At 70.3% G+C, this 14,347-nt stretch carries 12 protein-coding genes; 11 read left to right on the top strand and 1 reads right to left on the bottom strand.

Translation table 11 applies throughout. The annotated features are described in order from the left end of the window. Positions 1 to 91: 91 nt before the first annotated feature. The 7 genes from AUL35_RS10860 to AUL35_RS10830 all read left to right on the top strand — a co-directional run bounded on the left by AUL35_RS10860 (position 92) and on the right by AUL35_RS10830 (position 5,486). Positions 92 to 376 carry an integration host factor subunit beta gene (locus AUL35_RS10860; RefSeq protein WP_062014685.1) on the top strand — a complete coding sequence of 95 codons (285 nt, stop codon included), beginning with the start codon at positions 92 to 94 and terminating at the stop codon, positions 374 to 376. 153 nt (positions 377 to 529) lie between these two features. Continuing rightward, the gene (locus AUL35_RS10855) at positions 530 to 937 is read left to right on the top strand and encodes a lipopolysaccharide assembly protein LapA domain-containing protein (protein WP_062014683.1); all 408 of its coding nucleotides are present in this window, start codon (positions 530 to 532) and stop codon (positions 935 to 937) included. Between the two features lie 66 nt (positions 938 to 1,003). Beyond that, a complete protein-coding gene (locus AUL35_RS10850; protein ID WP_062014682.1) occupies positions 1,004 to 2,050 on the top strand; it encodes a class I SAM-dependent methyltransferase in 1,047 nt (348 codons plus the stop codon). After that, on the top strand, positions 2,047 to 2,916 hold the full coding sequence (locus tag AUL35_RS10845; protein WP_062014739.1) for an RNA methyltransferase: 870 nt from the start codon (positions 2,047 to 2,049) through the stop codon (positions 2,914 to 2,916). The genes AUL35_RS10850 and AUL35_RS10845 overlap by 4 nt, the downstream gene beginning before the upstream one ends. Beyond that, positions 2,913 to 3,428, top strand: a complete 516-nt coding sequence (gene lspA / locus AUL35_RS10840) for a signal peptidase II (protein ID WP_062014680.1) — start codon at positions 2,913 to 2,915, stop codon at positions 3,426 to 3,428. The genes AUL35_RS10845 and lspA overlap by 4 nt, the downstream gene beginning before the upstream one ends. A 25-nt stretch (positions 3,429 to 3,453) precedes the next feature. Beyond that, on the top strand, positions 3,454 to 4,464 hold the full coding sequence (locus tag AUL35_RS10835) for an MDR family oxidoreductase (protein ID WP_062014678.1): 1,011 nt from the start codon (positions 3,454 to 3,456) through the stop codon (positions 4,462 to 4,464). Between the two features lie 113 nt (positions 4,465 to 4,577). Further along, on the top strand, positions 4,578 to 5,486 hold the full coding sequence (locus AUL35_RS10830) for a GNAT family N-acetyltransferase (RefSeq protein WP_082666261.1): 909 nt from the start codon (positions 4,578 to 4,580) through the stop codon (positions 5,484 to 5,486). A 14-nt stretch (positions 5,487 to 5,500) separates the two neighbouring features. Here AUL35_RS10830 and AUL35_RS10825 read toward each other — a convergent pair whose 3' ends face one another. Further along, a complete protein-coding gene (locus AUL35_RS10825) occupies positions 5,501 to 5,785 on the bottom strand; it encodes a DUF1236 domain-containing protein (protein ID WP_062014676.1) in 285 nt (94 codons plus the stop codon). A 250-nt stretch (positions 5,786 to 6,035) separates the two neighbouring features. Between AUL35_RS10825 and mutS the strand changes: the two genes are divergently transcribed. The 4 genes from mutS (at position 6,036) to murJ (ending at position 14,279) form a co-directional block, all read left to right on the top strand. Then, on the top strand, positions 6,036 to 8,729 hold the full coding sequence (mutS, locus tag AUL35_RS10820; protein ID WP_062014674.1) for a DNA mismatch repair protein MutS: 2,694 nt from the start codon (positions 6,036 to 6,038) through the stop codon (positions 8,727 to 8,729). Positions 8,730 to 8,784: 55 nt separating this feature from the next. Next, positions 8,785 to 9,684, top strand: a complete 900-nt coding sequence (locus AUL35_RS10815) for an SDR family oxidoreductase (RefSeq protein ID WP_280137334.1) — start codon at positions 8,785 to 8,787, stop codon at positions 9,682 to 9,684. A 108-nt stretch (positions 9,685 to 9,792) separates the two neighbouring features. Then, positions 9,793 to 12,663 carry a [protein-PII] uridylyltransferase gene (locus AUL35_RS10810; RefSeq protein ID WP_082666260.1) on the top strand — a complete coding sequence of 957 codons (2,871 nt, stop codon included), beginning with the start codon at positions 9,793 to 9,795 and terminating at the stop codon, positions 12,661 to 12,663. After that, complete coding sequence (murJ, locus tag AUL35_RS10805) at positions 12,660 to 14,279, top strand: murein biosynthesis integral membrane protein MurJ (RefSeq protein ID WP_062014671.1); 1,620 nt, start codon at positions 12,660 to 12,662, stop codon at positions 14,277 to 14,279. Before AUL35_RS10810 ends, murJ begins: the two co-directional genes overlap by 4 nt. Positions 14,280 to 14,347: the final 68 nt, after the last annotated feature.

Raw genomic sequence — 14,347 nt, 5'->3', positions numbered from 1 at the left:
AAATCATTGAATGTGAACGGACTTTGACGGTCCGCCGGGTCCGGCCGCCAGCGTGGCCGCAGGTTCGTCGCACGCAAGGAAACGCGTCTTCGTGATCAAGTCCGAACTCGTCCAGATCATCGCCGGGCGCAACCCGCATCTCTACCAGCGCGACGTCGAGACCATCGTCAACGCGATCTTCGACGAGATCACCCAGGCGCTCTGCGAGGGCAACCGGGTGGAACTGCGCGGCTTCGGCGCCTTCTCGGTCAAGAACCGCCCGCCGCGCGCGGGGCGCAATCCCCGCACCGGCCAGGCGGTCGACGTGGAGGAGAAGTGGGTGCCGTTCTTCCGAACCGGCAAGGAACTGCGCGAGCGCCTGAACGCGGGCTCGTAGGCGCCTCTGGACGCCTCGCACGCCATCGCTTAAGGCGGCGGCGTTGACGCGAGGGATGCCCCGCATATCTCCCTCTCCCGCACCCCCGGCGCATGGCGCCGGAGGCGCTTCGGGCGGCTGTCGCCCGGCTTTTCCGAACGCGAGGACGCCGCCATGGTCTCGAAGATCCTGTCCTTCATCATCCTGGTGCCGCTCGCGATCCTTCTCGTGGTCTTCTGCGTGGCCAACCGGCAGGACATCCCCGTCTCGCTCGACCCGCTCGGCACCTCGCCCCAGCTCGCCTTCGAGGCGCCGCTCTTCGTTCTCCTCATGGGCGCCGTGATCTTCGGTCTGGTTCTGGGCGGCATCGGCACCTTCCTGACGCAGACCCATCACCGCTCGCGCGCCGCGCGCCGCGCCCGGGAGGTCGAGAACCTGCGCCACGAGCGCGATCTCGCCAACGAGAAGCTGCGCCGCCTGCGCGAGGAGCAGGGCCGCGAGGCTGCGATCCGCCAGAGCCCCGCGGGTCTTCCGCCGCGCGCCGACAATCTCGCGCTCGCCGGCCCCTCGGCCGCCGCCTGATCCCGCGCCGGGCCGGCGCCGCGCGCCGGTTTGCCCGAGGGGCGGGGGGTTGCTAAGAGCGCGCCGATGACGAGACGCAGACCCTCCCACCGATCCGACGAGCGTGCGCCCCGCCGCGAGGCCCCGGCACCGGCCGCCCCGCGCCCGAGCGTCGAAGAGATGGCGCGTGAGGGGCGGGAGGGGCGACCCGAGCCCGTCTGGCAGCGAGGCGCGCGGCCCGAACTCGTCGCCCCCGTGATCCTCCATGTCGAGCCGAACGCGGACTACGCGCTTCTTGATTCGGGCGCGGGCGAGAAGCTCGAGCGCTACGGGCCCCTGACGATCCGCCGGCCCGAGAACCAGGCCATCTGGCCGCAGCGGCTGTCGGCGGCCCGATGGGACGCGGCGGACGCGGCCTTCACCGGCGATACGGACGAGGAGGGCGCGGGCCGCTGGCGCCTCGGCCTCGAGGCTCAGGGCGAGACCTGGCCGATGCGCGAGGACGGGCTGCCCTATCTCGGCCGCTTCACTTCGTTCCGCCACGTCGGCGTCTTTCCCGAGCAGAGCGTCCACTGGCGCTTCATGACCGACCGCATCCGGGAGGCGAAGCGTCCCGTGCGGGTGCTCAATCTCTTCGGCTACACGGGCCTTGCCTCGCTGCTCGCCGCGCGGGCGGGGGCCGAGGTCACCCATGTCGACGCCTCCAAGCGCGCCATCGCCTGGGCGCGCGAGAACGCGGGCGTCGCGCGGCTCGAGGACGCGCCGATCCGCTGGATCTGCGAGGACGCGGTACGCTTCGTCGAGCGCGAGGTCCGGCGCGGCAACGCCTACGAGATCGTGCTCCTCGATCCGCCCAAGTTCGGCCGCGGGCCCAAGGGCGAGGTGTGGCAGATCGAGGCCGATCTGCCCTATCTCCTCGCGCTGTCGCGCCAGCTCCTGTCGCCGAACGCGCTGATGCTGGTGCTGACGGCCTATGCCGTTCGCTCGTCCTTCTTCTCGCTCGCGGCGCTCATGGGCGAGGCGTGCCGGGGTCTCGGCGGTCGCGTCGACTCCGGCGAACTCGTGATCCGGGAGGAGGGCGAGGACCCGCGCCTCCTGTCGACCTCCCTCTTTTCGCGATGGGTGCGCGCATGACCGAGCTTCCCGCATCCCCGCGCCGCGCGCGCCAAGGCGAAACGGTCGCCCCCGGCCGCGTCAAGGAGGTGACCAGCGTTTCCAACCCGATCGTCAAGGACATCCGCAACCTCGCGCTCAAGAAGCATCGCGAGGAGACCGGCCTGTTCCTGGCGGAGGGGCTGAAGCTCTGCATCGACGCGCTGGAGGCCGGCTGGCGGATCCGCACGCTCCTCGTCTCGCGCACGCTCCTGCCCGAGAACGACCTTCTCCAGCGCACGGCCGCGCGCACCGTGGCGGCGGGCGCCGACGTGATCGAGGCGAGCGACAAGGTGCTGGCGGCAATCTCGCGCCGCGACAACCCGCAGAGCGCGATCGGCGTCTTCGAGCAGCAGACCAGCCGCGTCGAGTCGCTGGCGCCGGGCAAGGGCGGCGTCCTCGTCGCGCTCGACCGCGTGCGCGACCCCGGCAATCTCGGCACGATCCTGCGCACCGCCGATGCGGCCGGGGCTTCGGGCGTCGTCCTGGTGGGCGACTGCGTCGATCCCTTCTCGCTCGAGGCGGTGCGCGCCACGATGGGCTCGATCTTCGCCGTGCCGGTCGCGCGCTGCGACGAGGCGGCCTTCCTGCGTTTTCGCCAGTCCTTCCGGGGGCAGGTGGTCGGAACGCACATGCGCGGGACGACCGACTTCCGAGATCCCGACTACGGCGCGAAGCCGACGCTGCTCCTCATGGGCAACGAGCAGAGCGGCCTGTCGGACGCGCTGGCGGGCGCCTGCGACACGCTGGTGCGCATCCCCCAGAGCGGGCGCGCCGACAGCCTGAATCTCGCGGTCGCGACCGCGCTCATGATCTTCGAGGCGCGGCGCGGGGGGCTCAAGCTGTGAACCGGCGCACGCTCAACGCCGTCCTCACCGTTCTCATCGCCGTGGGCATCGATCAGGTCATCAAGCTTCTGGTCGTGCGCTTCATGGCGCTCGGCGACTCGATCGAAATCCTGCCCTTTCTCGCCCTCTTCCACGCCCGCAACGAGGGCATCGCCTTCTCGATGCTCAACAACTTCCACGGCTGGGGGCTCGCGGCGATCTCGGCCGCCGTGCTCCTGTTCGTGTTCTGGCTCTGGCGCAACACGCCGGCCGAGCGGCGCCTCGCCAATTTCGGCTTCGCGCTGATCGTGGGCGGGGCCGTCGGAAACCTCATCGACCGCGTGAGCCTCGGCTATGTCGTGGACTACATCCTGTTCCACACCCCGGTCTGGAGCTTCGCGGTCTTCAACCTCGCCGATACGTTCATCTCGGTCGGCGCGGCGCTGATCCTGATCGACGAGGTCTTTCTGTCGCGCGGGCGCGCCTCCGCCTCCGCCGCCGACGAGACGCGTCCGGCCGGCGACGCGCGCTGATCCGGCCGGGGAGGGCCGCCAAGCCATGACGGAACGCTTCAAGGCCCTTCTTCTTCACCAAGGCGACGACGGACGGACGCTGTGCGAGGAGCGCGTCCTCTCGGCCGGCGACCTCATGGAGGGCGATGTCGACGTCGCGGTCGAGGCGACCACGGTCAACTACAAGGACGGGCTCGCCATCACCGGCCGCTCGCCGGTCGTGCGGCGCTGGCCGATGATCCCGGGCGTCGATCTGGCCGGCACGGTAAAAGCCTCGCGCTCGCCGCTCTGGCGTGAGGGCGACCGCGTCGTCCTCAACGGCTGGGGGCTGGGGGAAACGCACTACGGCGCCTATGCGGGGCTGGCCCGCGTCAGGGCCGAGTGGCTCGTCGCGCTTCCCGACCGCTTCTCGTTTCGCGACGCGATGGGGATCGGCACGGCGGGCTATACGGCGATGCTGGCGGTTCTGGCGCTGGAGCGCTTCGGCCTGTCGCCCGACCAGGGGCCCGCGCTCGTGACGGGCGCGGCGGGGGGCGTCGGCTCGGTCTCGGTCGCGCTTCTCTCGCGGCTCGGCTGGCACGTCGTCGCCTCCACCGGCCGGCCCGCCGAAGCCGGCTGGCTGCGCGAGCTCGGCGCCGCCGAGATCGTCGACCGGGCGGAGCTTGCCGCCCCCTCGAAGCCGCTGGCACGCGAGCGCTGGGCGGCGGGCATCGACAGCGTGGGCGGCGCGACGCTGGCGAGCGCGCTCGCGGCCACGCGGCGCCACGGTGCGATCGCGGCCTGCGGCCTGGCCGGCGGCATGGACCTGCCGACGAGCGTCGCGCCCTTCATCCTGCGCGGCGTGGCGCTTCTGGGCGTCGACTCCGTCATGGCGCCCAAGGCCTTGCGCGAGGAGGCCTGGAGGCGTCTGGCGGCCGATCTCGACGCGGAAGCGCTGCGGCGCATCGAGGTGCCGATCGGCTTCGCCGACATCGTTGTGACCGCCGGGGCCATTCTGGATGGGCGGGTGCGCGGCCGCGTCGTGGTCACCGACGTGGCGCAGGCGACGCGGGTCTGAAGGGGCGCCCGTTCCTTTTTGCGTGATCCATCGTCATCGAAACTCCTTGCGGCTATACTAGACACGCCGGAACGCGCGGATCCCTCCGCCGCGGTCCGACGGGAGTCGCCTCGATGACGATACACGTGTCCGTTCCCCGAGGGCTGAAGGTCAAGGGTTTGAAGGTCGGTCAGCTGCATCCCAAAACGCTGGCGCGGCGCCGGGTCTCGGTCGCTCCGCTCGATCCCGCCGCCCCGGTTCTCGGCCGGATCGGCACGCTGGAGGTGCGGCTGGCCCGCCATGCGGGCGAGATCCGCGCCGCGCAGAAGCTGCGCTACGAGGTGTTCTACGAGGAGATGCGCGCCCAGCCCTCGCTGGACCAGCGCCTCCTGCGGCGCGACAAGGACGGCTTCGACCGCTTCTGCGACCACCTTCTGGTGATCGACCGCGCCCAGGGCACGGACCGCATCGTGGGAACCTATCGCCTGCTGCCGCAGGAGCGCGCCGAGATGGCGGGCGGCTTCTACACCGCGGGCGAGTTCGAGATCGAAGGGCTCGTCGCGCGCCATCCGGGCAAGCGCTTCCTGGAGCTTGGCCGCTCCTGCGTCCTCAAGGACTATCGCGGCAAGCGGACGGTGGAACTGCTCTGGCAGGGCATCTGGACCTATGTCGTCGCCAACCGGATCGACGTCCTATTCGGCTGCGCGTCCCTGAGCGGCACCGACCCGGTAGCGCTCGCCGAGCCGCTCGCGCTTCTGCGCGCCTCCGCGCCCCCGCCGGCCGAGTGGAGCGTCGGCGCGCTCGCCGCGCGGCGCGTGCCGCGCAACCCGGCCGATGCGAGGGTCTACGATCCGCGCCGGGCGCTCGGTGCCCTCCCGCCGCTTCTTAAGGGCTACCTGCGGCTCGGCGGCTATATCGGCCTGGATGCGGTGGTCGACCACCAGTTCAACACGACCGACGTTCTCGTCGTTCTTCCCAGGGATCGCATCGCGCAGCGCTATGTCGCGCACTACGGCGCAGGCGCCGATCGCTTCGCCGCCTGACGCGGCGAGGCGCTTCAGTTGTCGATGCGCACCACGGAGCGCGTCGCCAGCTCCACGATCACCGGACGGCCGTCGTAGTAGAAGTAGCCGTAGACCTCGTCGTTGCCGACGCGGATGATCTCGACGTTCTGCGGAACCGAGGCGCCGAGCGAGGGCGCCGAGCGCAGGGGCGCGTCCGCCACCGGATGGTCGATGGCGTACTGGTAGACGTTGACCTTTTCGGACTGCGCCAGGGCGCCGCCGCCGGCCGCCAGTGTGAGAAGAAGGGCGGCGAGCGCCCGCTGGATGAATGTGGTCATGTTCGTCCGTCAGCCTTCGCCGAAAGGGCCATCGTGAAGCCATGCCGCTTCGGTGCGGCTTGATCCTTAGCCCATTCCCGCATCGCGCGACACCGCACCGCGAGATGTCCTGCCGCTGGTGTCGCATGTCGCGGCTGAACGGGACATGAAGCGGCGCGGTTCCGGCCGGGCGGGGACCGCCTTGTGGAAGACGGGGACGGCGGGGGCCGTGGATTCGCCTTCGGGCACCGGCTCGCGGTAATCTCCTCGGATGCTGGACGTCGCGCGCACCATCGATCCGAGCCCCGCCGAGGGCGCCCCGACGCCCATGATGGCGCAGTATCTGGAGATCAAGGCGGCCTATCCGGACGCGCTGCTCTTCTATCGCATGGGCGACTTCTACGAGCTGTTCTTCGAGGACGCGGTCGAGGCCTCGCGCGCTCTGGGGATCACGCTCACCAAGCGCGGCAAGCATCTGGGCGCCGACATTCCCATGGCCGGCGTGCCGGTGGTCTCGGCCGACGACTACCTGCAGAAGCTGATCGCGGTCGGCCACCGCGTGGCGGTCTGCGAGCAGGTCGAGGACCCGGCCGAGGCCAAGAAGCGCGGCGGCAAGTCCGTGGTGCGGCGCGACGTGGTGCGCCTCGTCACGCCCGGCACGCTGACCGAGGAGGCGCTGCTCGATCCCGCGCGCGCGAACCACCTCGCGACCCTCGCGCGGCTCGGCGGCGCGCGCGGCGCGATGGCAATCGCCTTCTGCGACCTGTCGACGGGCGTCTTCCGCATCGCGCCGACGGACGAGGATAGGCTCTTCGCCGACATCGCCGCGATCGATCCGTCCGAGCTCGTCGTTCCCGATACGATGCGCGAGGACGAGGCGCTGCGTCCGCTCTTCTCGCGCCTCGGCCGGGCGCTGCGCTTCGAGCCTGCGGTCCTGTTCGACGGCGCGAGCGCGCCCGAGCGCCTGTGCCGCTTCTACGGCGTCGCGACGTTGGACGGGTTCGGCGCCTTCGAGCGCGTCGAGATGGCGGCGGGCGCGGCCCTCGTCGGCTATCTCGGCCGCACGCAGTTCGAGGCGCGCCCGACGCTGATGCGCCCCGAGCGCGTCGAGCCGGACCGTTTCATGCTGATCGATCCGGCAACGCGCGCCAGCCTCGAGTTGACGCGCGCCGTCGGAGGGCGGCGCCAGGGATCGCTTCTCGACACGATCGACTGCTGCGTCTCGGGCGCGGGTTCCCGCCTGCTGGCAAGTCGTCTCGCCTTTCCCCTGACCGACATGGCGGACATCGCCCGGCGTCAGGACGCCGTTGCCTGGGCGGCTGGCGACAACCGGCTGCGCCGCAGCCTGCGCGAAGGGTTGAAGGGCCTACCCGACCTCGAGCGCGCCCTGTCGCGACTCGCGCTCGACCGGGGCGGTCCGCGCGACCTCGGGGCCGTCGCCGAGGCGAGCGAGCGGGCGCGGCTCCTCGCCGGCCTCCTCGAAGGTCGCGAGGTGCCGGAAGAGATCGGCGAGGCCTTGGCCGATCTCGCCGCGCCGCCACCCGAACTCGGCGCCTTTCTCGGCGCGACGCTGGGAAGCGAACTTCCGCTGCGACGGGGCGAGGGGGGCTTCGTGGGCGCGGGAGCCTGCGAACGGCTCGACGAGGCGCGGCGCCTGCGCGACGAGTCGCGGCTCGTGCTGGGCGACCTTCAGGCGCGCTACGTCACGGAGACGGGCGTCCGCGCCCTCAAGATCCGCCACAACAACGTGCTCGGCTACTTCGTCGAGGTGCCCGAGGCGCAGGGACCGACCCTTCAGGCGAAGGGCGCCTTCAGCCATCGCCAGACGCTCGCCTCGGCCATGCGCTTCACGACGCCGGAACTTGCCGATCTCGAGGGGCGCATCGCCGAGGCGGGCTCGCTGGCGCTCAAGCGAGAGCTGGAACTCTTCGGCGAGATGCGCGCCGCCATTCTCGGCGCCACGGACGAGTTGCGGCGCATGGCGGATGCCTTCGGCCGGCTCGACGTCGCGGCGGCGCTGGCGGAGCTTGCCGTGTCCGGCAACTGGACGCGGCCCGTCGTGGACGGCTCGCTCGCCTTTCGCATCGAGGGCGGACGCCATCCCGTGGTGGAGGCCGCGCTGAAGCGCGGCGGCGCGGGCTTCGTCGCCAACGACTGCGACCTGTCCCCGCCGGCCGGCGGGCGCCGCAAGGCCGCGCACGGCGCGATCTGGCTTCTGACCGGGCCCAACATGGGCGGCAAGTCCACCTTCCTGCGCCAGAACGCGCTGATCGCGGTTCTGGCGCAGATCGGCGCCTTCGTTCCGGCCGCACAGGCTCATATCGGCGTCGTGGACCGCCTGTTCAGCCGCGTCGGCGCCTCGGACGATCTGGCGGAAGGTCGCTCCACCTTCATGGTGGAGATGGTGGAGACCGCCGCGATCCTGAACCAGGCGGGCGAGCGCACGCTGGTCGTGCTCGACGAGATCGGGCGCGGCACGGCGACCTACGACGGGCTGTCGATCGCGTTCGCGGCGGTCGAGCACCTGCACGAGGTCAATCGCTGCCGGGCGCTCTTCGCCACCCACTTCCACGAGATGACGGCGCTGAGCAGCCGCCTTTCGCGCCTCTCCAACGCGACCGTGCGCGTGCGCGAGTGGGAGGGCGAGGTCGTGTTCCTCCACGAGGTCGGGCCCGGCATCGCCGACCGCTCCTACGGCATCCAGGTGGCGCGCCTCGCCGGCCTGCCGCCGGCCGTTCTCGAGCGGGCGCGCCAGGTGCTCGGAGAGCTGGAAAAGGGCGAGCGCACGGGCGGCGGCACGCTCGACGACCTGCCGCTCTTCTCGGCCGCCCGCGCCGCCGCGCCCGCACCTCCCGCCGCGCCGTCGCCGGCGCTGGAAGCGCTGCGCTCGGTGGATCCGGATGCCATGACCCCGCGCGAGGCGCTGGAAGCGCTTTACCGTCTGAAGGGGATGCTCGGCTCGTAAGGGGACTAAGCCTTATTCTGGGCGTCTGGCGGGAACGGCACCGAGGCCCGCGACTTTGGGAACGAGCGGCCGACGCACGGTCTGGCCCCGAGACCCAAGGAAAAGCCACATGTCGAACTTCCCCGCCCAGCATCAGTCCGGCGATCCCGGCCACGAGCACGAGATGACGCCGGCGCCCGACTACGCGCCGCGCTTTCCCGGCTCCGGCCGCCTCGAGGGCAAGACGGCGCTGATCACCGGCGGCGACAGCGGTATCGGCCGGGCGACCGCCGTGCTGTTTGCCCGCGAGGGGGCGGACGTGGCCATCGCCTATCTGGACGAGCACCGGGATGCCGAGGAGGCCAAGCGCCTGGTCGAGGCGGAAGGGCGACGCTGCATCCTCATCCCCGGCAACCTTCGCCAGAAGCAGAACTGCACGAAGGCCGTCGAGGAGACGGTGAAGGCGTTCGGCAAGCTCGACATCCTCGTCAACAACGCCGCCCACCAGGAGCAGGCCGAGGACCTGCGCGAGATTTCCGAGGAACAGCTCGCCAAGACGTTCGAGACCAACATCTACGCCTACTTCTACATGACGCAGGCGGCGCTCGATCACCTCAAGGAAGGCTCGGCCATCGTCAACGTGACCTCGGTCAACAGCTACAAGGGCAACGATACGCTGATCGACTATTCGTCCACCAAGGGCGCGATCACGGCCTTCACCCGCTCCATGGCGTCGAACCTCGTGGAGAAGGGCATCCGCGTGAACGGCGTGGCGCCCGGCCCGATCTGGACGCCCTTCATCCCGATCGCGATGGACGAGGAGCAGGTGGCCCAGTTCGGCAGCCAAGTGCCGATGAAGCGCGCCGGACAGCCCAACGAGGTCGCCTCCGCGCTCCTGTTCCTGGCGAGCGAGGACGCCTCCTACTTCACGGGTCAGGTGCTCCATCCCAACGGCGGGACGATCGTCGGCGCCTGACCGTGTTGACCGGGGCCGCGCGAGACCCGCGCGGTCCCAACGTTTCCGCAAGGCGCTTTATGCTTTAAGAGCCCGACCCTTGTTGGTGCGGAACGGTTCTTCAGGCAGATGGTCGCTCAAGGAAAAGCGGAAGCCGGCGCGCAGCGCGCGGCTCGCATCGGCGCGGTGCCGCCCGTCCCGGAGCGGTTCCACGAGATCGCCGACGAGGCGGGGCTGGTGGCGGAGCTGGAAGCGCTGGTGGGCGAGGGGGGCGACGGCTCCGACCCCGCGGTTCGCTCCGCCGTCCTCGCCATCCTGAAGCGCGCCAACGCCGAAGGGCGGCGCGCGGCGGAGGCGATGCTCTTTGCCGACGGCTCGGGGCTCCTGTGCGCGGCCCGCATCTCGTTTCTCCAGGACACGCTGATCCGCGCCGTCTGCCGCTTCGCGCTGGCGCGCGTCTTCAACGCCTCCAACCCCTCGCAGGGCGAGCGCATCGCGGTGGTGGCGGTGGGCGGATACGGCCGGGGCACGCTGGCGCCGGGCTCCGACATCGACCTTCTCTTCCTTCTGCCCTATCGCCGGACGCCGCTCGGCGAGCAGCTGGCCGAATATCTCCTTTATCTGCTGTGGGACCTGGGGTTGAAGGTCGGCCACGCGACGCGCACGGTCGAGGAATGCGTGCGCCTGGCCGCAGGCGACTTCACGATCCGCACCGCCCTTCTGGAGCGGCGCCTCGTCAGCGGCGAGGCCTCGCTCATGGAGGAGCTCGGCCGGCGCTTCGAGGCCGAGGTCGTGGCGGGAACGGGCCGCGAGTTCATCGCCGCCAAGCTCGCCGAGCGCGACGCGCGACACCAGAAGGCGGGCGACACGCGCTATCTCGTCGAGCCCAACGTCAAGGAGGGCAAGGGCGCGCTTCGCGATCTCAACACCCTGTTCTGGATCGCCAAGGACCACTACCGCGTCGACACGCGCGAAGAGCTGGTGGCGGCGGGCGTCTTCTCGCGCTCGGAAGCGAAGCTGTTCGAGAAGGCCGAGGACTTCCTGTGGGCCGTGCGCTGCCACATGCACTTTCTCAGCGGCAAGGCCGAGGAGCGCCTGAGCTTCGACATCCAGCCCGAGATCGCAAGCCGCCTCGGCTACAACACCCATCCCGGCCTCACCGAGGTCGAGCGCTTCATGAAGCACTACTTCCTGATCGCCAAGGACGTGGGCGACCTCACCGGCATCTTCTGCGCGGCGCTGGAGGAGGAGAATGCCAAGGACGCGCCGGGCCTTCGCGCCTTCGTGCGCTCGCTGCGGCGGCGCGCGCGCCAGATTCCCGGAACGCTCGCCTTCCTCGTCGACAACAACCGCATCACGGTGGCCGATCGGCACGTCTTCGCCAGGGACCCGGTCAATCTCCTGCGCATCTTCCAGCTGGCGAGCCACCATCGGCTCGAATACCACCCGGATGCGTTGAAGCTCATCCGCCGCTCGCTGCGCCTCGTGGACGCGAAGCTGCGTGCCGACCCGGAAGCCAACTCGCTGTTCCTAGACGTCCTCACCGACCGCGAGGACCCCGAATTTCATCTTCGCCGCATGAACGAGGCGGGCGTGCTCGGCCGCTTCATCCCCGAGTTCGGCCGCATCGTCGCGATGATGCAGTTCAACATGTACCATTCCTACACGGTGGACGAGCATCTCCTGCGCTCGATCCGCGAGCTCTCGCTTCTGGAAAAGGGTCGCTCCGAGGGCGAGCTGCCGATGACCAGCGGCTTCATCACGACGATCCGCGACCGCGCCGTGCTCTACGTCGCGCTGCTCCTCCACGACATCGCCAAGGGCCGTCCCGAAGACCATTCCACGGCGGGCGCGCAGATCGCGCGCGAGCTCTGCCCACGCCTCGGCCTCGACGCGCGCGAGACCGAACTCGTGGAGTGGCTGGTGCGCGACCACCTCGTCATGTCGATGACCGCGCAGCAGCGCGACCTCACGGACCGGCGCACCATCCGCCTCTTCGCCGACCGCGTGCAGACGCTGGAGCGCCTGAAGCTCCTGACGGTGCTGACGGTCTGCGACATCCGCGCGGTCGGGCCCCATGTCTGGAACGGCTGGAAGGGCCAGCTCATCCGCACCCTCTACGGCGAGACCGAGCTGATGCTGACCGGCGGCTATTCGGAATCCTCGCGTGCCCACCGCGCCGCCGAAGGGCGGCTGCGCCTTGCCGACCGGCTCGCCGCCTGGCCGGAGGTCGAGCGCGAGCGCCTCCTCGCGCTCCACTACGACAACTACATCCTGACCGTGCCGATCGACGACCAGGAGCGCCACGCCGCCTTCATTCGCGAGGTCGACAGCAAGGGCACGGCCTTCGCCACCCAGCCCCGCACGGACGGCTTTCGCGCCATGACCGAGATCACGGTCCTGGCGCCCGACCATCCGCGCCTCTTGTCCTCGATCGCGGGGGCTTGCGCTGCGGCCGGCGCCAACATCGCCGACGCGCAGATCTTCACCACGACCGACGGGCGCGCGCTCGACGTCGTGACCGTCAACCGCGAGTTCCGCGACGATGCCGATGAACTGCGCCGCGCGACCCGCATCGCGCAGACGATCGAGCAGCTGATGGACGGGCGCGAGGCGATGCCGGGCCTTCTTGCCCGCCGACGGCAGGCCAAGCCCAGCGCCTCGTTCACGGTCGCGCCCCGCATCGACATCGACAACGATCTGTCGGGCCAGCTCACCGTGATCGAGGTCGAGGGCCTCGACCGGCCGGGCCTTCTCGCCGACCTCACGGGCGCGATCTCGGACCTCAACCTCGACATCCGCTCCGCCCATATCTCGACCTTCGGCGAAAAGGTCGTGGACGTCTTCTACGTGACCGACCTTCTCGGGCTGAAGGTGACGGGCGAGGGGCGGGCCGAGCGCATCCGCCGGCGCCTGCGCGCCGTCTTCGAGGAGCCGGGCGGCGAGGTCTCGCAGCCCGGCTCCAAACCCTCCACCATCGCATTCGGAATGACCCCGTGAACCTTCTGGGCAAGTTCGCGACCGTCGGCGGCGCGACGCTGGGCAGCCGCGTCTTCGGCTTCGCGCGTGAGATGATGATGGCCTCGGCGCTCGGCGTCGGGCCCGTCGCCGACGCCTTCAACCTCGCCTTCCGGTTTCCCAACCTCTTCCGCCGCCTCTTCGCGGAAGGGGCCTTCAATGCCGCGTTCATCCCACTCTTCGCGCGCAAGCTGGAGGATGAGGGAGACACGGGCGCCAAGCGCTTCGCGACCGAGATCTTCGCGACCCTCTTCGCGGTGCTGACGCTCGTCACCGTGCTCGCCATGATCTTCATGCCTGAGCTCGTGCGCCTCGTGATCGCGCCGGGCCTGACGGTCTGCATCGACGACCCCGAGACGCTGGGTCAGGCCCTGTCGTGCCAGGACCGATTCGAGATCACGGTCGCCTTCTCGCGCATCATGTTCCCGTATCTCGCCTGCATGTCGCTGATGGCGATGGTGTCGGGCATCCTCAACGCGTTCCGCCGCTTCTTCGCCGCCGCCGCCGCGCCGACGATCCTGAACTTCGTCCTGATCGGCGTCCTCGCCTATGCCTGGAAGACCGGGGCCGACCAGCGCACGATCGGCTTCCTGATGAGCTGGGGCGTGCTCGTGGCGGGCCTCGCGCAGCTCCTCACAGTCACGCTCGCCATGCGCCTGGCGGGCTTCTCGGTGGCGCTCGGCCGGCCGCGATGGACGCCGGGCCTCAAGCGCCTCCTGATCCTGGCGGGACCCGCCGCGCTTATCGGCGGCATCACGCAGATCAACCTCTTCGTCGGACAGGCGATCGCCTCCTACAAGCCGGGCGCGGTGTCGATCCTCACCTATGCCGACCGGCCCTACCAGCTGCCGCTCGGCATGGTGGGCGTGGCGATCGGCGTCGTGCTCCTGCCCGAGCTTGCCCGCGCCCTGAAGGCGGGGCGGCTGGAGGAGGCGCAGCACACGCAGAACCGCTCGCTGGAATTCGCGCTGTTCCTGACCGTGCCGGCGGCGATCGCGCTGTTTCTCATCCCCGAGCCGATCGTGCGCCTCATCTACGAGCGCGGCGCCTTCCAGCCGGAAACGACGGTGAGCGTCGGCGCGGTGCTCGGTCTCTACGCGCTGGGGCTTCCCGCCTTCGTGCTGATCAAGGTCTTTTCGCCCGGCTACTTCGCGCGCGAGGACACGCGGACGCCGATGATCGTGACCGGCGTCTCGGCCGCCGCCAATACGGCGCTCAGCCTTCTCCTGTTCTGGTTCTACGCCGAGCGCGGCATCGCGCTGGCCACGACGCTCGCCGGCTGGCTCAACGCCTGGATGCTGTTCGAGGGCCTGCGCCGCAAGGGCTTGTGGGCGCTCGACCGCGCGCTCGTGAAGCGCGCGCTGCTCGTGGTCCTGTCGGCCCTCGTGATGGGCGCGGCGCTGGTCGCGATGATGGGCGTCCTGCATCCCTACCTTGCCACGGGAAGCCGCGCGCTGCATCAGGCGCTGGCGATTCTCGTGCTCGTCGCGGTCGCCATGCTCGTCTACTTCGCGCTGGTCTTCCTGACCGGCGCCGTGGACCGCCAGCTCGTCGGCCGCCTCCTGCGCCGGCGCCGGGCAAAGGAAGTGCTGCGATAGGCGCGGATCGACCGCGCGGGCCGCATGGCTCCGCCGCTTGATCGGCGGGCGGGCGCACGCCATAAGCG

It is taken from the genome of Aureimonas sp. AU4 (assembly GCF_001463765.1).
GTDB lineage: Bacteria > Pseudomonadota > Alphaproteobacteria > Rhizobiales > Rhizobiaceae > Aureimonas.
This window is presented reverse-complemented; position numbering and strand designations above follow the sequence as displayed.

Coding starts and splice junctions, on each gene's coding strand:
- AUL35_RS10835 (WP_062014678.1), top strand. CDS start 3,454: ATGACGGAACGCTTCAAGGCCCTTCTTCTTCACCAAGGCGACGACGGA.
- AUL35_RS10825 (WP_062014676.1), bottom strand. CDS start 5,785: ATGACCACATTCATCCAGCGGGCGCTCGCCGCCCTTCTTCTCACACTG.
- AUL35_RS10830 (WP_082666261.1), top strand. CDS start 4,578: ATGACGATACACGTGTCCGTTCCCCGAGGGCTGAAGGTCAAGGGTTTG.
- AUL35_RS10850 (WP_062014682.1), top strand. CDS start 1,004: ATGACGAGACGCAGACCCTCCCACCGATCCGACGAGCGTGCGCCCCGC.
- AUL35_RS10855 (WP_062014683.1), top strand. CDS start 530: ATGGTCTCGAAGATCCTGTCCTTCATCATCCTGGTGCCGCTCGCGATC.
- AUL35_RS10810 (WP_082666260.1), top strand. CDS start 9,793: ATGGTCGCTCAAGGAAAAGCGGAAGCCGGCGCGCAGCGCGCGGCTCGC.
- AUL35_RS10845 (WP_062014739.1), top strand. CDS start 2,047: ATGACCGAGCTTCCCGCATCCCCGCGCCGCGCGCGCCAAGGCGAAACG.
- mutS (WP_062014674.1), top strand. CDS start 6,036: ATGCTGGACGTCGCGCGCACCATCGATCCGAGCCCCGCCGAGGGCGCC.